We start from the raw sequence: 20,055 nt of genomic DNA, 5'->3' as shown, positions 1-20,055 counted from the left end.
GGGAGGGCACGGCTCAATGGGGAAGCACGCGAAGACGGCCGGCTGGACCACACCCGCCGTCGAGTCACTGCGCGTCACGGCGACCGGGCCGATCGCCGGATTCGAGCCATCGTCGACACCGGGTTTCGAGGGTGGCAAGGACAGTGGCGCAGCCCTTCTCACCGAGCGTGGTGCCGTCCTCGCCGATCTCCAGGAGTTGCTCTACGCCAACGGAAGAGCCGGCGACCGGCGATCGGTGCTACTCGTCCTACAGGGCATGGACACGGCCGGCAAGGGCGGGATCGTCCGGCACGTCGGAGGACTGGTCGATCCGCAGGGCCTGACCATTCAGGGGTTCGGCAAGCCGACACCGGAGGAGCTCTCGCACGACTTCTTATGGCGTGTTCATCGTGCGCTGCCACCCGGCGGCCGGATCGGCATCTTCGACCGTTCCCATTACGAGGACGTGTTGCCCGTGCGGGTGCACGATCTCGTACCGAAGTCGGAGTGGGAGAAGCGCTACGAGGTGATCAACCAGTTCGAGCGCGACCTCGTGGCGTCGGGAACCACGATCATCAAATGCGCGATGGTCGTGTCCAAGTCCGAACAGAAGGCACGCCTGACCGAGCGCCTCGAGCGTCCGGACAAGTACTGGAAATACGACCCCGGCGACATCGACGAACGCGGCTTCTGGGACGACTATCTCGAGGCCTACCAGGCGATCTTCGACCGCTGCGACAGCAGCCACGCACCCTGGTTCCTGATCCCCGCCGACCGCAAATGGTTTGCGCGACTGGCCATCTGCGAGCTGTTGATCAACGCTCTCGAGCGTCTCGACCTCGAATGGCCGAAGGCGGACTTCGACGTCGAGGCGGAAAAGAAGCGCGTGGCCGCGCTGGAGGACTGACTCCGTACACAGATGCACCCTGAGCGGGTTTCCGCGACAATTATTGTCGTCGACGCTCGCTCACGTTGCAGTTGCGTACGACCTGCCACGGAACACGGGCTCGAGTTCAATCCCACCCTGGCCGAGCGTCCAGCACGATGTCATCCGCGACGGACGACCAGTCCTGTGTTGCGGTGACTGCGAGTTGTATGAGCGTCGTGTCGAAATCGCCGCTCGAGAACACGATGTTGTGAATGTTCGAGACCAACGGACCGAATGGCGATTCCATCGTTCCCAACAAACGGATGGAGAATGCCTCGTCGCCCAGCCGAACGCTCAGTTGATCTCTCGCGGTCCAGCCATGCACATCCTCTGTGATCTCACTGGCGAGTGCACCGACGCGGGCAGTTGAGTCGTGCAGCCCGCTGATGGTCCATCCCATCAGGATCGCTGAAGAAACAAACGCGGGCTCGATTGCATCACCGTCATTGCCGATCGACGAGGCGATCTCGTCCACCGCGGCGGAATCGAGCCACGTCACAGCCGGTTGCCCACCTGCGTAGCCGGCACGGATCCGACGCCACTCCGGTGGTAGCCCCCGTGGACGAAGTTCATGGGCGCTCAGATCGACCACCGGTTCGACCCGCGCTCCGGGAAATCGGTTCAATTCCTCAATGAGATTCATGATCCATCACCACAGACACAGTCAGCGCTATCGATTCACCGACCTCGAGTCCGTCGGGTGGTGTCGCCGAGACCATGGCTTCGATCTCGGCCGGAGAAGTGTTTCTTCCCTGCTCATTCCAGGTCCGAAGCTGTTCGATCGTCGACAGCAGAGAGTCGAAGTCCACGTTGTAGGGCACGGGCGACACGACAAGGGGACGCCCTGACGCAGGCGTCAGTTTGATCGATGGGGCACCCTGTTCCACGCTCACGAAATCAATTCGTGCAGTACCGATGTCCACAGACCTACCGCTGCCGGAGCGCACTGCGGTCGCCGTCAGCGTCAAGGGACCCCTGTACTTGTAGGCCAACACAGCCGTGAGCGCCGCACCTAGAAGCGTCGGAACGGCAAGGAGCGCAATACGCCATGCCTGTGTCGCCCCGACTGCCACTTGTCCGACGACGCCAACAGCCATCATTGCGAACACCATTGTCATCCACAGCCATCCATTGGTGTAAAACGGCTGTCGGTAGAGCACGAGATGTTGGGGCGCACGTCGCAACTTGGTCCTCTTCCGCAACACGACCGGAACGGGGATCAATGCCGTTGCGACAAACACCAACGCCAACACGTTGCCGCCCAGCGCGATTGCCACGGCAATCCCCACAATCCCGATCAGGACCAGTGCCAACATATGCCCCAGCGCCCGTGGGACTTCGTAAGTGGTGTGTCGCTTCCACTGATAAGTCAGACTTTCAGAGGTCAGTCCCATAGTGCATCGATCCCCTTCGACGTGAAGAATGCCGCCGTCCCTCCGATGGCAGCGCCGGCGATCGCACCGACGATGGTTCCGGCCCCAGGTACAACCGAACCGATCGTCGCGCCGACCTCGGTGCCTGCGATGATCGAGGCCATTGCCGCACTCGCACCGGCCGCCGCCACAGTTCCCGTGCCCACGCCGACCGCTGTACTTGCAGTTTCTCGGGTAATCGCCTCACTCCACGAGTTTCCCTCAGCATGATCAGCAAATACCGATGGCACTGCTGTCAGCACGCCCACGACTCCGCCGATCTTGGAGATCCCCTTCATTCGGCCTATGTCCTCCAACCATGGCAGGATCTTTGCGTTCACACCGGTCGGATTCTCGCCGATCGACTTGAGTCAGATGTCGCGGATGATGTCGGCCTTTGCACCGGTCAATCCCGCCGTACTCCCCAGGACCACGTCACCGGTGGAAGGGGCCCAATCGACGTCTCCCTTCACGTCACCATCCGCGGCGTCGATCGCCTTCGCGAGGTCGTGATCGGCCACGACAGCCGCCGTCAGAACGGCCAGCAGCTCGAACTGAAGCCTCTCCAGTGCATCGTGATAGGCCTTGACCTTCTCGGCGGGCCAGTCATCCATGTTCGGCGGATGCGGGTCGAAGATCGTGTCCGAGTTTGCGTCGAGAACGAAACCGTACTTTGCGACGTCCGCGCGAAGCCGTTTGAGCGATTCTTTGACCTGGTCTATCTCGCCCTCAGCTCTGCGGGCGGCGTCGGCAACGCTCGTCGCGACCTCACCGTGACGATCGAGGTCCTTGCGGGTCTTGCTGACGGACTCTCGAGCGGCATCGCCAGCGGAACTGTTCCACGTCTCGAAGGCGGTCAGTTTGCCCACTTTCACCCCGACGGCACTTCACCGAGCACATATCGTGCCACGGGCGATGGGCACACTCGCCACGTGGTCATTCAGGCGACGGACTCAACCACCTCGACCATGTCCGAGATGCACCCTTTTCCGGTGTCTCCCTGCCCGTTTCGCAGGCCCTGCGCTGGGGTGAATGTATCTTGGCAGTCGAAACGGCTGTGCACAGCGAGGGAGGATCAGGATGGGCGACGCGACATCCCCGCAATCCGGTGAGGTGACTGTGTCGCCCGACGACCTCCACCGCGACGGATATCGCCTCGCGGGCTGGCAATCGGAATCCGACGATGTGTATTCGGGCGCGCACGCCGAGATCGAGAGTGCGGTGGCGTCGGGATGGGTCGGAGCGTCGGCCGCCGCCATGAGCTCTCGGGTGGAGTCGATGCGAGCTGCCGCAGAGACATTGACCACCCGGATGGGCGATCATTCGACCCACTTTCGGACCTCTGCGGTGCACTACACCACCACCGACGACTCATCCGCCGGACGAATCGAGACGGTGACCGCCCAACCGGGCGAATCGACCCTGAATCTCTGATCGACGAGACGGGACAGGCCATCGTCTCTACGTGACGGTCGAACGCCGATTCCCCGCCCGCAGCACCCCGTACGCCACCAACCCGATCACCAGCCCCCAGAACGCTCCCCCGATCCCGAAGAAGGTGACCCCGGACGCGGCCGCGACGAACGTCAGGGCGGCGGGCACGCGCGTCTCGACGGCGGTGAACGCACCGACGATAGCGCTGGCGAATGTCCCCAGAAGTGCAAGGCCGGCAACGGCTTCCACGAGTCCACCGGGCGCGACGGCCGCAATCGTGACCAGCACCCCTGACAACCCGGCCAGCGCCAGGTAGGTGATTCCGGCGGAGACGCCGGCCACCCAGCGCCGCCCCCGATCCGGTCCGGCCTCATCCCCAGCGGCCAACGCCGCCGACAGCGCGGCGAGATTGATGGCGTGGCCTCCGAACGGCGCGGCCACCAGCGTGCCGACCCCGGTGACGGACATGGCGGCACGCCACGGCGTCACATATCCGAACGAGCTCAGCACCGCCACACCCGGGATGTTCTGCGACGCCATCGTCACGATGAACAGGGGCACCGCGATGCCGATGATCGCGGCCGCGTCGAAGGACGGGGCCGTGACCGACAATGCCGGAAACCAGGTTGCCGAGCCGAGGCCGTTCCCGCCGTCGACGGCGAGGTGGATACCGATGACCACCAGCGCGGTCGCCAACGCCAGCGGCAGCGCCCACCGGGTCAACCACCGTGTCGCGAGCAGCCAGACCGCCAGCACCGGAATTGCCGGCGCGGGGGCGGCCACCAGCGAATGCATCGGCGCGAGACACAGCGTCAGCAGCACGCCGGCGAGCATGGCCTGCGCAATCGGTGTCGGGATCCGCGAGATCAGATCTCCCAACGCCGGCACCAGGCCGGTGACCAGGATCAACACCCCGACCACCAGGAACGCACCGACCGCGGCCCGCCACCCGGCGTCGTACGACGCCCCCATACTGACCAGCATCGCGGCCCCGGGAGTCGACCAGGCGAGCGTGATCGGCGCACGAGTCCGCACGCTGAGAACGATGATCCCCAGGCCGAACACCACCGTCAGCGCCAGCAGTCCCGACGCCGCCTGCTCGGCCGTCGCACCGACCGCACGCAAACCGGCCGTGACCACCGCGAACGACGAAGTGAACCCGACCAGCGCAGTGACGATGCCCGCGACAATCGGCTGCTGCAGACCGGGTTGTGCTGTGATTGTCACCGGAGTGAGGCTACCTCAAACGTTCCGTAAACAGAACGCAGCCTCGATCGAGTGGGAGAATCCAGCCTGTGACCGTCGAACACCGCAGGCAAGCCGTCGGCAGCCGAATCGCGGCCCTGCGCGCCGACCGCGGACTCTCCCTGTCCGAACTCGCCCGCCGCGCCGCGATCGGCAAGGGTTCGCTGTCGGAGATCGAAGCCGGGCAACGCAATCCGACTCTCGATACGCTCTACGCCGTTGCCGGACCACTCGGCGTCCCGCTGACCGCACTCCTCGGCGAGGACGCCGGGACCGAGGGGAGCGGCGAGTTCCTGCACGCCCAGATCCTGCACGTCGAGCATCATCCGGATGGCGCGACCACCGAGGTCTTCTGGCTCCGCATCCTGCCGGGCGGCGTCCGCACCTCCCCCGCACACGGCGCAGGGGTCACCGAGAACGTCCACGTGGTGACCGGTGCGCTCGAGGCCGGCCGCGCAGGTACCGAACGGCACGCCGAACCAGGCGAAACACTGCAGTGGATCAGCGACGTCGAGCACACCTATCGGAGCCGGACAGGTGCCACCGCGGTGCTCACCATCCACTCCCCGCCGCAGTGAATGCACAGTCGCCCGACGGTTCCACCTCAAACGCCGGAATCCACCTTCGAATACGCGAAGGTGGATTCCGGCAGACGAGGTGAACGTGTCACCCCCGCTTTGCGATTGACTAGTTGGCGGCCTTCTTGGCAGGCGCCTTCTTGGCGGGTGCCTTCTTCGCCGGCGCCTTCTTTGCAGCGGCGATCTTCTTCGCCGGCGACGCATTGGCGGTACGGCCCTTGGCCTCGACAGTCCCTGCGGCGCCACCGATCTCATCGGCGGCGTCGGCGGTGCCGGACTTGATGGTCTGACCCGCCTCTTCGATGTCGACGGCCACGTCCTCGACGCGATTGCTCACCCGACCGGCCAATTTCGCCGCGCGCTCACCGACGACGCGCGTCTGCGACGACACGACACCGAGGGTGTCCTCGGTCAGGTCGACGGCGTCGCTGTAGACCTTGCCCGCACGGTCGATGTTCTCCTGGACGACCGGCTGCTGACGCAGACGCTCGACGGTCTCCTCGCCGCGCTCGGCGAGCGAGTTGTAGAACTCGGTGGCGGACTCGAGGTAACCCTCGGCGGCCTTGCGTAGCTCATCAGAGCTGATCTTGCCGCGCAGTTCCTCGATGCCGGCGGGCACGTCCTCGGGCAGCGACCCGATCCGAGTCTTGGTCTCCTCGTAGCGCGCCGCAGCGGTGCCGCGGGTCTCCTCGAAGCGCGCCTGGGCGCTCTCCGATGCAGACTCGGTGCGCTCGCGCAGTTGCGAGATGATGTCGTTGAACTGGGTGACGACATAGTCGCCTGCTCCCACGGCCGCGTAGATCGGATTGGCCAGCGTGCGTGTCGATTCACTCACAGCGAACTCCTCATGAGTTGTGATTTGAGATTGTGTGGTCACCAAATACGCCGTGGCACAAATACTGTCGAATGGTCAGCGGTCTCGGATCACTCGACAACGCCGTTGCTGTCGATGGCGCATCGGGCCATTTCCTTGGTTCCATCACCCAGTATCCACGTTCTGCTAGCAAATGCAAGCACACTGCTAGCACTGGTGGTGGATGTCACCACCAGTTGATCTGCTGTCAATACGGATGATCAGCCGGAGACAGCCTGCGTCGCGGCGATACGCCGGCGCTCGCGCCGGGCGGCGGCAACCATGTTGCGCAGCGACGGTTCGAGCTGCCAATAGTGCCGCGTCTTCAGACCGCCATCGGGATTGACCCACAGTCGTTTCGGATCGATCGCGCTCGTCGCTCGTCGGATACGCGCATCGATCTCGTCGATGTCGGGGATCGCCGCACTGCGGCTCTCGTACACGCCCGGACCCACATCTCGCTGGATCGCCGTGCCGCGTTTGGCCAATTCGTCGAGCACCCAATCGATCGACCGGGTCGCGACGATCGAGGTGACGTCGGCATCCAGGGCATCGAAGGCCTCGACGACCTGCGCGATGGACGAATAGCCGAGGTGCGTGTGGATCTGGGTGGCCGGCCCGGCGCCACCGACGGCGAGCTTGAACGCCGCCACCGCCCAGTCGAGGTAGCCGTCCCGCCCTCGCTCGCGCAACGGGAGGAGCTCGCGGATCGACGGCTCATCGACCTGGATGATCCGGATCCCCGCTCTCTCCAGGTCTGTCACCTCGTCGCGCACCGCCAGCGCCAACTGCTCGACGGTCTCGTGGAGCGGCTGGTCCTGGCGTACGAAGGAACGCGCGAGCATGGTGACCGGACCGGTCAGGATCGCCTTGACGGGTTTGTCGGTCAACGACTGCGCGAAAGTGATCCACTCGACCGTCATCGGGCCGCGACGTTTGATGTCCCCGTAGAGGATCGGCGGCCGGACACATCTCGAGCCGTACACCTGGACCCAACCCATGTGGGTGAACGCGTAACCGTCCATGAGCTCGGCGAAGTACTGGATCATGTCGTTGCGTTCGGGCTCGCCGTGCACCAGCACGTCGAGCCCGATGTCCTCCTGCAACTCGATGATCCGTCTGATCTCCTGCTTGAGGCGGTCGACGTACTCGTCCCAGCCGAGCCGGCCCTGGCCGTAGTAGTAGCGGGCCAGTTGGACATCCCTGGTCTGCGGAAACGAGCCCAGGGTGCAGGTGGGCACCGTCGGCAGACCGAGGGTCTTGTCCTGCGCCTTCTTGCGTTCGGCGTACGGGGCACGCTCGCGCTGGTCGGGACGGATGTGGGCAACCCTCTGCCGCACATCATGTTTCAGCTTGAAGTCGACCTTCGTGGGTCGCGTGTACCAATGCGCGGGCGCACCGTCGGCAATGGCCTTCGCGAGTGCCACCACCTCGCCGACCTTCTGCTTCGCGAATGACAGCCGATCGGCGACGTGACCGGGGAGGTCGGGCTCGATCAACTTGTCGACCGGAACATGCATCAATGTGCAGGACGTGGACACGACGAGGTCGGGGATGTGCTTCTTGATCTCCAGCAGATAGTCGAGCTTTCCGCCCTTGGCGGCCTTCCACACATTGCGCCCGTCGATGACACCGGCGTACAGCCGCTTGCGTTTCAGCCCGGGGATCTTTGCCAGTGCCGCCGCCGACATCGGCTCACTGACCAGATCGACGCCGATCGCGTCGACCTGCGTCTGCGCCAGGATCGGCAGTGCCGCACCGAGATCGCCGTACTGGCCCGTCACCAGCAACCGCGGGCGCAACCCCGCATGGGACAGCTGGGTGTAGGCGCGGTCAAGCGATTCGAGCTCGGCATCGGACCGATCGCTGGTGAACGCCGGCTCATCGAGCTGGACACACTTGCAGTTCTGCTTGGCAAGGCGTTCCAACAGATCGACGTAGGCGGGCAGCAGATCATCGAGGCGATCGAGCGGACGGAACCCGTCCGGCGCATCCGGCGCCGGCTTCGACAGCAGCAGCAGGCTGACCGGCCCGAGGGTCACCGGGCGCAACTCGATGCCGTCGGCGCTCGCACGCCGGTGTTCGTCGAGCAGTCGTTGCGCGAACTCCGGAGCCGCGGTCAGCGAGAACTCGGTGTCCACACCGATCTCCGGCTGCCGGTAGTGGTAGTTGGTGTTGAAGAACTTCACCAACTCCAAGGGCGGGAAGTCGGGTTTGCCCCGGGCCATCGCGAAGTAGTGGTCGAGCGGCTCGAGGTCGGCACGCAGCGGTTCGAACCGGGCGGGTACGGCACCGAACAACAGCGCGTTGTCGAGCACGTGGTCGTAGAACGAGAAGATGTTGCCGGGTACCTGTTCGAGTCCGGTGGCGGCCAGTTCATGCCACATCCCGTCGCCGATCTCCCGACCGGCTGCGAGCAGCTGGTCGAGCGAACTGCCCTGATGCCAGTAATCCTCGAGGGCCTTCTTCAGCTCGCGGCGAGCGCCGATGCGGGGATAACCCAGGATCGACGAGCCGTATTCGATCTCCTGCAACGAGCTAGTCATTGGTAGACCCTATCGGCAGTTCCCGACCCGATGGGTGACCTCGGTGCGTTCCCCGGATCACCATGAAGGCGCTTGCGCGGGTTACTTGTTCGCGCCGTTCTCGCTGTATTGGTAGAAGCCGTGCCCGGCCTTCTTGCCGAGGCGGCCGGCCTCCACCATGCGCAGCAGCAGGGGCGGCGGCGAGTAGAGCGGCTCCTTGAATTCCTCGTACATCTTGTCCGCGATGGCCTTCACGGTGTCGAGGCCAACGAGGTCGGTCAGCTTCAGCGGGCCCATGGGGTGGGCACATCCGAGCACCATCGCCTTGTCGATGTCCTCGACGGTGGCAAAGCCGCTCTCCACCATGCGGATGGCCGAGAGCAGGTATGGCACGAGGAGTGCGTTGACGACGAACCCGGAGCGATCGGCCGAGCGGACGACCTGCTTGCCCAGGATGTCGTGGGCGAAGGCCTCGGCGCGCTCGGTGACCTCCGGCGTGGTCATCAGCGTGGTGACGAGCTCGACCAGCGGGAGCACCGGCACCGGGTTGAAGAAGTGCAAGCCGATCACACGGTGGGCATTGGCGGTGGCCATGCCCAGCTTCATGATCGGGATCGACGAGGTGTTGGACGCCAGCACCGCGTTCGGGTCGGTGACGACCTTGTCGAGTTCCTTGAAGATCTCGGTCTTGACCGCCTCGTCCTCGACGACCGCCTCGCAGACGAGCTGACGATCGGCGAAGTCGCCCAGATCGGAGGTGAAGCGGAGTCGCCAGGCAGCCTGCTCGCGCTCACGCTCGGTCAGCTTCCCGCTGGAGACCCCACGATCCAGCGAGCGCAGGATTCGGGCACGACCGGCCGCAGCGAGTTCGCGTGTGGACTCGTAGACAAGGACGTCCGCGTGCGCGCGGGCGCACACTTCGGCGATGCCGGCACCCATCTGACCGGCGCCGATGACGCCGACGCGGGAGATCTTTTCGGTTGCCATGGTCGGCTCCTCGAATCAGAAAAGTTCGGTGGTGGTCTTCGTCGATCCGGCCCCGGATAACGGCCCCGGATACCGACGAACCCGGGGTGGGCAGAGGATCACCCCGCCCACCCCGGATGTCATGTCAGGCAACGACTATCAGGCCGAACCTCGACTCAGTGGAACTGTCCCTCTTCGGTCGAACCCTTCAGCGAGGTGGTGGAGCTGGTCGGGTCCACGGTGGTGGCGATGCTGTCGAAGTAGCCGGCGCCGACCTCGCGCTGGTGCTTGACAGCGGTGAAGCCACGCTCGTCGGCAGCCTTGAACTCACGGTTCTGCAGATCGACGAAGGCGGTCATCTGCTCGCGGGCGTAACCGTAGGCAAGGTCGAACATGCCGTAGTTCAGCGAGTGGAAGCCGGCCAGCGTGATGAACTGGAAGGTGAAGCCCATGGCGCCCAGCTCGTTCTGGAACTTGGCGATGGTGCTGTCGTCGAGGTGCTTGCTCCAGTTGAACGACGGGCTGCAGTTGTAGGACAGCAGCTGGTCCGGGAACTCCGACTTGACCGACTCGGCGAACTTGCGCGCGAGCTCGAGGTCCGGGGTACCGGTCTCCATCCAGATCATGTCGGCGTACGGAGCGTAGGACTTCGCACGTGCGATGCACGGCTCGATGCCGTTCTTCACGTGGTAGTAGCCCTCGGCGGTGCGCTCACCGGTGACGAACTGCTTGTCGCGGTCGTCGACGTCCGAGGTGATGAGCGTCGCGGCCTCGGCGTCGGTACGCGCGATGACGACGGTCGGGGTGCCTGCGACGTCCGCGGCGAGGCGGGCCGAGTTCAGCGTGCGGACGTGCTGCTGGGTGGGGATCAGCACCTTGCCACCGAGGTGGCCGCACTTCTTCTCCGACGCCAACTGGTCTTCCCAGTGGGTACCGGCGGCACCCGCGGCGATCATGGCCTTCTGGAGCTCGTAGACGTTGAGGGCGCCACCGAAGCCGGCCTCACCGTCGGCCACGATCGGCACGACCCAGTTGTCCACCGAGTCGTCACCCTCGACGCGGGCGATCTCATCGGCGCGCATGAGCGCGTTGTTGATGCGTCGGACCACCGACGGCACCGAGTTCGCCGGGTACAGCGACTGATCGGGGTAGGTGTGGCCCGACAGGTTCGCGTCACCCGCGACCTGCCAACCCGACAGGTACACGGCCTTGAGGCCGGCGCGGACCTGCTGGACCGCCTGGTTACCGGTCAACGCGCCGAGCGCGTTGATGTAGCTGCCGTCTCCGGCGTTGACGCCCTCCCAGAGGATCTCGGCGCCGCGGCGGGCGAGGGTCTGCTCCTCGACGACCGAGCCCTGGAGCTCAGCCACCTGCTCGGCGGTGTAATCGCGCTTGACGCCCTTCCAACGCGGGTTGGTGTCCCAGTCCTGCTGGATCTCCGCGGCGGTGCGTGGCTTTCCGACGTTGCTCATGCCTACTTCGCTTTCGTTGTCCTGCTGCGACCCGGTGGCGCCCGGGCCGGTGTGCTGACAGACAGTGCCCGAGTCGCGTAGGTCGGCCGCAAATTGTGCGAACAAACCGACGCTGTCCGGTGGTGCCTGTGACAAGGGTGCCACAGAACAAATGTGCAGGTCCAATCCCTTTCGTGTGCAAAATCAGGCAAGGATCTGGCGAGCTTTTGCAAAGTTTGCAAACCTGGTCATGTGAATCTTTCACCATCCGGCGCCAAAAAGTACGCGCGTACTGCGTTTTTACCGACGTGCGCTGACGCCCTGCACCGCACACACGTCGTCGTCAGTCGACCGGCGAGGCATCCGACCGGAACCCGATCTGTGAGGGCGTTCACACCTTCGGCGGTGTCTGGTCAGCGCGCGGCGGCCGAGATGGCCTCGCCGAATGCCGCTGCGAACTCCGCATCGGTCATGGGCTGGGTCGCCCCGGACGGCGGCTTCGTGGCCGGGGTCGCCTCGCCGCCCACCGTGAGCTGGACGGTGACCGGGGCCGCGCCGGGAACTGCGACGATCGCGTACCCGGCGAAGCCGATCTGGGTGCTCACCGCACCGTCGATCAGGGTGGTCGTGACCGTCGATCGCATCGCCGACGACTGCTGCACCGACGACTCGCTCTCGCCCGAATCCGGATTCGGCACCTCGGTGTATCTGGTGACGATCCGCGCACCACGCAGGTTTCCGCTGCCGATCACCGTGGTGGTGGTCGCGCATCGTCCGGTCGTGACGCGGATGTCGGCGTCGATGTCGCGACGAACGGTCGAGACGAGCTCGACCAACGAGCCCGCGTCGCTGCGTGCCGCCAGGACTGCCGAGTTCGCGGCGGTCAGTTGTGGATTCAGATCGGCATCAGCGGTCGGACGACATTCGGGCGGTGCGAACGCAGCCGATCTCGCCGACTCGATCGGTCCCCGATTCGCCGCCACCAGGTCGGCCACCGACAACTGCGCAGGGGTGAAGCCGGCAGGTAGCTGGTCTGGCGACATGAGCAGGTCGGCCGGGACCTCGGAGGGTGCCGGACCGGCCGCCGGACCGGAACCACACCCGGCGACCACAATCACCACCGCGGCCGCCGTGATGATCGCCGAGACCGGCCACCGGCGCTGGACCAGGACACGCACGCGGTCACCGTACCCTGAACGTGCAGGCGAGCAGAGTGACGGGATCACGTTCCGACGACCCGCACCCACGCACCCGCTCGGCCCCGACAGGAGGTTGCCATGACCAAGACCTACGTCGGCTCGCGACTGCGCCAGCTCCGGTCGGAGCGGGGCCTCTCCCAGGTCGCGCTTGCGCAATCACTGGCCATCTCACCGTCGTACCTCAACCAGATCGAACACGACGCCCGCCCGCTCACCGTGCCGGTCCTGTCGAAGATCACCGAGGTGTTCGGCATCGACGAGGAGTTCTTCGACTCCCAGGACAGCGTCCGGCTGGTCGCCGAATTGCGCGAGGTCCTCCTCGACGACGACCTCGAGGCCGCGCCTGCGGCGACCGAGGCGCACACCATCAGTTCCCTGGTCGCCACACACCCCGAGATCGCGCAGGCGATGGTGAACCTCCATCAGCGCTACCGGATCGCCACCGACCAACTGGCTGCCGCCACCGACGAACGGGGCGACCGGAGCATGCGAGGCTCCATCACGGCTCCTCACGAAGAAGTCCGCGACTACTTCTACCAGCGCCGCAACTACATTCACGAGCTCGACGTGGCCGCCGAGGAGATGACGGTACGGATGCGGATGCACTCGGCCGACATCCGCCGGGAGATCGCCAACCGGCTCGAGAACGTGCACGGCGTCAGCATCATCCGCCGAGTCGATCTCGGCGACTACACCCTGCACCGATTCGACCCGGAGACACGCCGACTGGAGTTCTCCGCCGCATTGTCCGCGGGACAGCGCACGATGAAGCTCGCCGCCGAACTGGGCTACCTCGAATACGGGGATCTGCTCGACCGGCTCGTCGACGACGGCAATTTCACCAGCGACGAGGCCCGGTCACTCGCACTGCTCGGGCTGGCCAACTACTTCGCCGCGGCAGCGGTTCTTCCGTACAGCCAGTTCCACGGCGCGGCCGAGGATTTCCGATACGACATCGAGAGGCTGTCGGCGTTCTACTCGGTGTCCTACGAGACGATCTGCCACCGACTCTCGACGCTGCAGCGGCCCAATCTGCGCGGCATCCCCTGGTCGTTCGTCCGTGTCGACCGAGCGGGGAACATGTCGAAACGCCAGTCCGCCACCGGATTCCACTTTTCCTCCAGCGGCGGAACATGTCCCCTGTGGAATGTCTACGAGACCTTTGGATCGCCGGGCAAGATCCTCACCCAGATCGCCGAGATGCCCGACGGCCGTGACTATCTCTGGGTTGCCCGGACCGTGGAGCGCCGCGCCGCCCGATACGGACAACCCGGCAAGACATTCGCCATCGGACTCGGTTGCGAACTCCGCCACGCGGGGCGGGTCATCTACTCCGACGGACTCGAGATAGGTCCGCAGGCGCAGATCACACCGATCGGCGCGGGCTGCCGGGTCTGCGAGCGCCTGAACTGTGCACAGCGCGCGTTTCCGGCGCTAGGCGCAAACCTGCACATCGACGAGCACCGCAGCACGGTGTCTCCCTATATGACGAATTGACCTTCAAACAAGACCAATTGATGTGATACCGATCACAGTTCAATTACGGTTGCACATGTAGGTCGCGTGTCCCAGTCAATCGACTTGGACGCAGTCGTACGCTTCGGCCAGTGAGGAGATCACCGGGGATTCCCCTCACACCCGAGAGGGAGTACGCCATGAAGCGGAAGCGCTCATACCTTGCGGCCCTTCGATTCCGGGGTGGCGTCGCCACCCTCGGTGCGGTCGCCGTCCTCACCGCCACCACCGTGACCTCCGCCGCCACGGCCGTGGCCGAACCGCCGAACATGCTGCCGGTACCGTCGCAGGTGCCACACGCCATCAACGGGGCGTTGCCGCCCCCACCCTTCCCGCGACTCGGGAGGATTCCACTGCGCGCACAGGCCAAGGGGTTCGACCATCGCACACTGGAATTGCGCGAGGCCGCCCTGCCGTCGCCGACGGGGGACCCGTTGTTCGACCGTTGGCCGACGAACCTCGCGGCGTTGGCACCGGGCCAGATCATCGCCACCCGGGACGTGACGGCGACCGCGGCGCCGGTGGTGACGTCTCCCATCCGGTTCGCGCGGTTGATCAAGTTCCGCAGTACCGACGCCACCGGCGCTCCGTCGTTCGGCACCGCAACGATCCTGGCACCGCGGACCCCGCGCGCCACCGCGTCACGTCCGATTCTCGTCAACAATCTCCCGATCGATTCGCTCGGCACCGCATGCGATCCGGGATATACTCTGGCACATGGATTTTCGATAGCAACCAACGTCACCGACCTCATCCCCCCGACCACCCAGCTGGCCCTCTCCCACGGATATTCGGTACTCATCCCCGACCACCAGGGCCCACGGATGGCATATGCGGAACCCGTCGTCGCGGGACATGTCGTGCTCGACGCCATCCGAGCCGCGGGCAACCTCGACCGCCGTTCCTTCGGGGCATCGCGGATCGCCATGACGGGCTACTCGGGTGGGGCGATCGCCACCAACGGCGCGACGAAGCTGCTCGCCGACTACGCCCCTGAGCTGATCGGCCGCGTCGTCGGTGCCGCACTCGGTGGGGTACCCGCCGATTTCCGCATGCTCGTCGGCAGCATGAACGCGAATCTCGCCACCGGTCTCTTCCATGCCGCCACCTTCGGCATCGCGCGTGAGCGGACCGAGATCCTCCCGATGGCAAATGATTTCGCGCAGTGGCTGGCCACCTCACCACTGAAGAACGTGTGCACGATCCCCGCCGCGCTCGCGGGCCAGACGTTCTGGCCGATGCAGCTGCTGTCGAACAACCCGGACCCGTTCCACTCACCGGTCGCCGAACACATCTACCGGGTGACCAAGATGGCCGACCGAAAATCGGCTGTTCCCCTGTACATCTACCAGGGCACCTACGAGTGGTGGATTCCTGCCGCCGGGGCACGGGATCTGTACCACCGGCAGTGCCAACTCGGCGGGACTGCCGCGTATCGCGAGGTGTTCGGTGAACACGTCTCTGCGGCAGTGCTCGGCTTCCCGGGCGCGCTGGATTGGCTTGACCAGCGGCTACGCGGCATACCGGCGCCCAACGAATGCCGGTGAGATCGGCCGCCCGGTCGCCCAAACGTACCAATGCAGATGACCCAGTCGACTCCGGTAGGGCGTTTGTCGGTACCCGCGCTTAGAATCCTTCGAAGATTGTTTGAGAAGCGAAAACTCGGTCATCCAGCCGCAACCGGCGGCCGGGGATACGGGGATCGCGACCATGAGGAGTGAGTGATGCCTGGGCGATCGTCGGGGTCCATGAGAACAGTGCTGCGCACGGCGATGATCGTCGGTGTCACGATGACCGCTCTGGCGACGGGTTCGGCAACCGCCCTCGCCGACCCGCCCAGTCTGATGCCGGCCCCGGCACAGTTCCCCGGCCGGGTCGATTCCATGGTGCCGCCACCCCCGGTTCCCCAGCTCAAGTCGATACCGGCGCGGGCCGTCACCCCAGGGGCGTCGCGCGAGCTCCAGGAATTCCGGGAAGCGGTCATGCCGTCCCCGACCGGTGACTCCTTCTTCGATTTCTGGCCCGCCGACCTGGCGCAGCACCGGCCCGGCGAGATCCTGAGGACCCGTGATGTCGCCCCGGTCGCCGCACCTCTGCTGGAGGCGAAGGTCGGCTACGCACGCCAGATCAAGTTCACTTCCCGCGACGCAGCGGATCGGCCCATCTTCGGCACGGCCACCCTGTTCGTACCGCCGACACCGTGGAAGGGGGCCGGTGCCCGCCCGGTCATGGTGAACAATCCGCCGATCGTCGCGCTGGGCACACGCTGCACCACCGGATACACGCTCTCGCACGGCAAGAGCGGGGACACGAACAACACCGACCTGAACCCGCCGACCACCCAGGACTCGCTGAAAAAGGGTTATGCGGTGATCGTTCCGGACCACACCGGCCCACGCATGGCCTACGCCGAGCCGTATGTCGCGGCACATGTCGTGCTCGATGCCGTCCGCGCTGCGGCCACCTACGACAAGCGCAACTTCGGCAGCGGCCCGATCGGAATGCTCGGCTACTCCGGCGGCGCCATCGCCACGAACGCGACCGCCAAGCTCGCAAGTTCGTATGCGCCCGACGTGGCCGGCCGGTTCGTCGGCGCCGCGATCGGCGGCGTCCCCGCCGACTACCGGGTCCTCGCGGCGAGTATGAACGCCAATCTCGCCACCGGCGTCTACCACGCGGCGATCCTGGGCATCGCCCGTGAGCGGCCCGAACTGCTCCCGATGGCCAACAATGTCGCGCGCTGGCTGGCGTCGAACGACTTCTTCAAGAATCTGTGCACGGGGACCATGGGCGACCTCGGCGCCACGTTCGCGCCGACGCAGGCACTCTCCAACGACCCCGACCCCTTCCACTCACCGGTCGCGGAGAAGATCTTCGAGGTCACCAAGATGGCCGGGATGAAGTCGGCCATGCCGGAGTTCATCTATCACGGCGCCGAGGAGTGGTGGATTCCCGCCCGCCAGGCCCGCGCGCTGTTCGATGAGCAGTGCCGCCTCGGCACCGATGCCACCTACCGCGAGTACCCGGGCGAACACATGACGACCGTCTTCGTCGCCTTCCCCGACGCGATGGCGTGGCTCGAGGACCGCCTCGCCGGACACCCGGCGAAGAGCGGATGCCCGGCGCGGTGAAGGTCGACAGCGTCCCCGCTCCCTGAGGTGAGAGCGCAGCGAGCCACGAAAGGGTCTGTCAGAAGACCATGACGCGGACGTTCTCCGCGACGCATGCCGGCTTCTCTACGCCCTCGATCTCGATCGTGTTCTTGACGACCATGTTGACGCCGGCCGGTGTCTCGTCGATCGAGGTGATCACGGCATTCGAACGGATTCGCGAGCCCACCTTCACCGGGTTGGGGAAACGCACCTTGTTCGCACCGTAATTGATGACCAGTTTCGGACCCTCGACGGTGAAGATGCCGCCGGCCAACACCGGGAGCAGGGAGAGCGTCAGGTAGCCATGCGCGATCGTCGTACCGAACGGGCCGTCCTTCGCGCGTTCGGGATCGACGTGGATCCACTGATGGTCGCCGGTCGCCTCCGCGAAGGCGTCGACGCGATCCTGAGTGATCTCCAGCCACTCGCCGGAACCCAGATCCTCGCCGATCGCGGCCTTCATTTCCTCGACACTGGTGAACGTTCGTTGTGTGGTGCTCGTCATAGTTTCGGTAGTCTACCGTGGGCGTCATGAGCACTCCGCACGTCGCGCCGGACGACACCGGCACGCCTCGCGTCGCCCCCGGCGGTCTCCGCGAACTCGGCCCGATCAATTGGGTGTTCGCCCGCGGGGCCGCCCGGGTGATCGGGGTCGACAACGCGCGCATCTTCTCCACACTGGGCCGGGCGAAGGGGCTGTTCCGCGCCTGGCTGCATTTCAGCGGGCGACTGATGCCGTTCGGGGCCCTGTCGCGCAAGGAATCCGAGATGATCATCATCCGGGTCGCGCACCTCCGCGACTGCGACTACGAACTCGACCATCATCGGCGGCTGGGGGCTCGGGCGGGCGTCAAGGGAGACATCTTCGACCGGGTACTGGAAGGCCCGGATGCCGGCTGGGGTGACCGCGAGCGTGCGTTGTTGCAGGCCACCGATGAACTCGTCACCGCCAAGGACATCAGCGACGACACGTGGGCGGCCCTACGCCGCCATCTCGACGACGGCCGACTGATCGCGTTCGTCCTGCTCGTCGGGCAATACGACACACTGGCGACGACCATCGGCACCCTGCGGGTCCAGCGCGACACCCGGGTCTGATCCACACCATCCTGATCCACACCATTCCGGGGGAAACGACATGGATTCGATCGCGCAGCGGTTGATGCGCAATCAACTGTTCTCCCATGTGTACGAACAACTCTGGCGACCTGTCTTCACCCGGTTGTTCAGCCTCGGCGGATCCGGAACCGCCGATTTCGACTCGGCGTTGTCCGCTTACCTGTCGCGGCCCGGCAATCGACTGATGCTCGATGTCGCCTGCGGCCCCGGCAATTACACGCGCCGATTCGCCGACGGCCTGACCGATGACGGCCGATGCGTCGGCATCGACTTCTCCCCGTCGATGCTCGCCAAGGCCACCGAAACCAACACCACCGCCCGCACCAGCTACATCCGTGCCGATGCGCACTCGATCCCCTTTGCGGACAACACCTTCGACACCGTCACGTGCCTGGCGGCGCTCTATCTCATCCCCGATCCGCTGCCCGTCGTCGACGAATTGCTCCGGGTCACGCGCCCCGGTGGCGAGGTGGTGATCTTCACGTCCGTACGCACCGATCTCACGTCGGTGCCCGGCGTCCGGGAGATCGCGGGGATGTCGGGCTATCGGATCTTCGGCAGACACGAGATCGTCGAGCGGCTCCATGCGGCCGGTGCGGAGCACGTCGAGCAGACCATGACAGGCCAGGGACAATATGTCCTGGCCGCCAAGGGCCACTGACATCTCGCTACACCATTCGGCTCGCGCTGCATCGATCGAATCCGCGGGAACGCAACGGTGCAGCGGCGACACGAGTTCCAGCGGGCGAGGTCAGATGTCGCGGTTCAGATGTCCCGGTAGTCCCGGACCGACATCCGGTGACCGCGCCGCTCGGGCCGGGCGCCATGGAGTTCGACCATCCGGATGATCCGCTGACGTTGCCCCGCATAGGGTTCGAGCAGTTCGAGCATGCCGTCGTCGTCGACGGGTTCGCCGATCAGCGTGAGGCCCACCAGCTTCGGAATGTGGTAATCACCCACGTTGACGACGTCGGCGTCGCCGACTGCGCGTGCGCGCGTCTCTGCCTCGGTCCACCGGCCCACGCCGCGGAGTAGTCGAAGGTGATCGGGATGGCGTTCCACGGCCATCGAGGTCGCGCCGCGGATGGTGCGCATGCGTACCGGCTCGATGCCGCTGCGATGCCATTCCCAACTGGGAATCTGCGCCCACGTCGGTTGCGGTGGCGGCACCCGCATGGTGTCCGGCACCGGGCCCGGAGCCCGTTCCCCGTAGCGCCGCAACAGGTATCGCCAGGCTCGCCACGCCTCGGTGCCAACGACCTTCTGTTCGAGGATGGCCGGCACCAGCGCCTCCCACACCCGGTCGGTGCGACCGATGCGGAGACCGTCGGATCGCTGCACCAGCCGTTCGACGACCGGGTCGGGCGGCTCCAGTGCGCTCGGATCGTCCTGTGCCCCGAGGAAGTCGGGCATCTGATCGAGCAGCCAGCCGGCCCCCGGGCCCCACGCGCGACCGGTGACCGTCGTGCCGTCGAAGCGGACGGTCAGAGTGCCGGCACCGTCCGGCGTGTGGACCGCGCGCCACACCGAACCGTCGCGGCCGTAGACGAACGCGGGATCTCCGCTGCCGCGGCGCAGATGCCCGACGGTGGCGCGGATGTCAAGCGAGTATCCCGGAGTCCATTCGCGGGTGCGCTCACTCATGGCGATTCCGTAGCATTAATCCGCGCCTGGCGCGGATTATTGCTACGCATCGGGA

At 65.6% G+C, this 20,055-nt stretch carries 20 protein-coding genes; 8 read left to right on the top strand and 12 right to left on the bottom strand.

The features are described from left to right. The first annotated feature begins 16 nt into the window (after positions 1-16). Positions 17-886, top strand: coding sequence for a polyphosphate kinase 2 family protein (locus ACLQ3I_RS15995; protein ID WP_425803137.1), 870 nt, complete (start codon positions 17-19; stop codon positions 884-886). Positions 887-992: 106 nt separating this feature from the next. Here ACLQ3I_RS15995 and ACLQ3I_RS15990 read toward each other — a convergent pair whose 3' ends face one another. From ACLQ3I_RS15990 to ACLQ3I_RS15975, 4 genes are all read right to left on the bottom strand, one after another. Then, positions 993-1,406: a hypothetical protein gene (locus ACLQ3I_RS15990; protein ID WP_425803134.1), complete on the bottom strand. Its 414-nt coding sequence runs from the start codon at positions 1,404-1,406 to the stop codon at positions 993-995. Positions 1,407-1,536: 130 nt separating this feature from the next. Continuing rightward, positions 1,537-2,301, bottom strand: coding sequence for a hypothetical protein (locus ACLQ3I_RS15985; RefSeq protein WP_425803132.1), 765 nt, complete (start codon positions 2,299-2,301; stop codon positions 1,537-1,539). After that, a complete protein-coding gene (locus tag ACLQ3I_RS15980; protein ID WP_425803130.1) occupies positions 2,292-2,660 on the bottom strand; it encodes a hypothetical protein in 369 nt (122 codons plus the stop codon). The genes ACLQ3I_RS15985 and ACLQ3I_RS15980 overlap by 10 nt, the downstream gene beginning before the upstream one ends. Positions 2,661-2,690: 30 nt before the next feature. Then, positions 2,691-3,188, bottom strand: coding sequence for a hypothetical protein (locus tag ACLQ3I_RS15975; protein WP_425803127.1), 498 nt, complete (start codon positions 3,186-3,188; stop codon positions 2,691-2,693). Between the two features lie 211 nt (positions 3,189-3,399). Between ACLQ3I_RS15975 and ACLQ3I_RS15970 the strand changes: the two genes are divergently transcribed. Next, the gene (locus ACLQ3I_RS15970) at positions 3,400-3,753 is read left to right on the top strand and encodes a WXG100 family type VII secretion target (RefSeq protein WP_425803125.1); all 354 of its coding nucleotides are present in this window, start codon (positions 3,400-3,402) and stop codon (positions 3,751-3,753) included. A gap of 27 nt (positions 3,754-3,780) precedes the next feature. On the opposite strand, the gene ACLQ3I_RS15965 is transcribed toward ACLQ3I_RS15970, so the two are convergent. Beyond that, the gene (locus ACLQ3I_RS15965; protein WP_425803122.1) at positions 3,781-4,980 is read right to left on the bottom strand and encodes a benzoate/H(+) symporter BenE family transporter; all 1,200 of its coding nucleotides are present in this window, start codon (positions 4,978-4,980) and stop codon (positions 3,781-3,783) included. Positions 4,981-5,048: 68 nt separating this feature from the next. Between ACLQ3I_RS15965 and ACLQ3I_RS15960 the strand changes: the two genes are divergently transcribed. Then, a complete protein-coding gene (locus ACLQ3I_RS15960; protein WP_425790051.1) occupies positions 5,049-5,576 on the top strand; it encodes a helix-turn-helix domain-containing protein in 528 nt (175 codons plus the stop codon). Positions 5,577-5,685: 109 nt separating this feature from the next. Here ACLQ3I_RS15960 and ACLQ3I_RS15955 read toward each other — a convergent pair whose 3' ends face one another. From ACLQ3I_RS15955 to ACLQ3I_RS15935, 5 genes are all read right to left on the bottom strand, one after another. Further along, the gene (locus ACLQ3I_RS15955) at positions 5,686-6,411 is read right to left on the bottom strand and encodes a heparin-binding hemagglutinin (RefSeq protein WP_425790053.1); all 726 of its coding nucleotides are present in this window, start codon (positions 6,409-6,411) and stop codon (positions 5,686-5,688) included. A gap of 239 nt (positions 6,412-6,650) precedes the next feature. Further along, a complete protein-coding gene (metE, locus tag ACLQ3I_RS15950; RefSeq protein ID WP_425803120.1) occupies positions 6,651-8,975 on the bottom strand; it encodes a 5-methyltetrahydropteroyltriglutamate--homocysteine S-methyltransferase in 2,325 nt (774 codons plus the stop codon). Between the two features lie 81 nt (positions 8,976-9,056). After that, positions 9,057-9,941 carry a 3-hydroxybutyryl-CoA dehydrogenase gene (locus ACLQ3I_RS15945; RefSeq protein ID WP_425790057.1) on the bottom strand — a complete coding sequence of 295 codons (885 nt, stop codon included), beginning with the start codon at positions 9,939-9,941 and terminating at the stop codon, positions 9,057-9,059. A gap of 155 nt (positions 9,942-10,096) precedes the next feature. Further along, complete coding sequence (aceA, locus tag ACLQ3I_RS15940; RefSeq protein ID WP_425790059.1) at positions 10,097-11,392, bottom strand: isocitrate lyase; 1,296 nt, start codon at positions 11,390-11,392, stop codon at positions 10,097-10,099. Positions 11,393-11,784: 392 nt separating this feature from the next. Beyond that, a complete protein-coding gene (locus ACLQ3I_RS15935; RefSeq protein WP_425803117.1) occupies positions 11,785-12,549 on the bottom strand; it encodes a hypothetical protein in 765 nt (254 codons plus the stop codon). A gap of 99 nt (positions 12,550-12,648) precedes the next feature. Here ACLQ3I_RS15935 and ramB point away from each other — a divergent pair, with 99 nt between their 5' ends. The 3 genes from ramB (at position 12,649) to ACLQ3I_RS15920 (ending at position 17,216) form a co-directional block, all read left to right on the top strand. Next, positions 12,649-14,067 carry an acetate metabolism transcriptional regulator RamB gene (ramB, locus tag ACLQ3I_RS15930; RefSeq protein ID WP_425803115.1) on the top strand — a complete coding sequence of 473 codons (1,419 nt, stop codon included), beginning with the start codon at positions 12,649-12,651 and terminating at the stop codon, positions 14,065-14,067. Between the two features lie 158 nt (positions 14,068-14,225). Further along, the gene (locus tag ACLQ3I_RS15925; RefSeq protein WP_425790065.1) at positions 14,226-15,632 is read left to right on the top strand and encodes a lipase family protein; all 1,407 of its coding nucleotides are present in this window, start codon (positions 14,226-14,228) and stop codon (positions 15,630-15,632) included. A gap of 201 nt (positions 15,633-15,833) precedes the next feature. Next, a complete protein-coding gene (locus ACLQ3I_RS15920) occupies positions 15,834-17,216 on the top strand; it encodes a lipase family protein (RefSeq protein ID WP_425803112.1) in 1,383 nt (460 codons plus the stop codon). A gap of 58 nt (positions 17,217-17,274) precedes the next feature. Here ACLQ3I_RS15920 and ACLQ3I_RS15915 read toward each other — a convergent pair whose 3' ends face one another. After that, positions 17,275-17,742: a MaoC family dehydratase gene (locus ACLQ3I_RS15915; RefSeq protein WP_425790069.1), complete on the bottom strand. Its 468-nt coding sequence runs from the start codon at positions 17,740-17,742 to the stop codon at positions 17,275-17,277. A 26-nt stretch (positions 17,743-17,768) separates the two neighbouring features. Between ACLQ3I_RS15915 and ACLQ3I_RS15910 the strand changes: the two genes are divergently transcribed. Together ACLQ3I_RS15910 and ACLQ3I_RS15905 are read left to right on the top strand one after the other, a co-directional pair. Beyond that, complete coding sequence (locus ACLQ3I_RS15910; protein WP_425790071.1) at positions 17,769-18,335, top strand: carboxymuconolactone decarboxylase family protein; 567 nt, start codon at positions 17,769-17,771, stop codon at positions 18,333-18,335. A 40-nt stretch (positions 18,336-18,375) separates the two neighbouring features. Beyond that, positions 18,376-19,017, top strand: coding sequence for a class I SAM-dependent methyltransferase (locus ACLQ3I_RS15905; protein ID WP_425790073.1), 642 nt, complete (start codon positions 18,376-18,378; stop codon positions 19,015-19,017). A gap of 104 nt (positions 19,018-19,121) precedes the next feature. Here ACLQ3I_RS15905 and ACLQ3I_RS15900 read toward each other — a convergent pair whose 3' ends face one another. Next, a complete protein-coding gene (locus ACLQ3I_RS15900; protein ID WP_425803110.1) occupies positions 19,122-20,000 on the bottom strand; it encodes a DNA-3-methyladenine glycosylase family protein in 879 nt (292 codons plus the stop codon). Between the last annotated feature and the right edge of the window lie 55 nt (positions 20,001-20,055).

It is taken from the genome of Gordonia sp. DT101, from assembly GCF_049844895.1.
Lineage (GTDB): Bacteria > Actinomycetota > Actinomycetes > Mycobacteriales > Mycobacteriaceae > Gordonia.
This window is presented reverse-complemented; position numbering and strand designations above follow the sequence as displayed.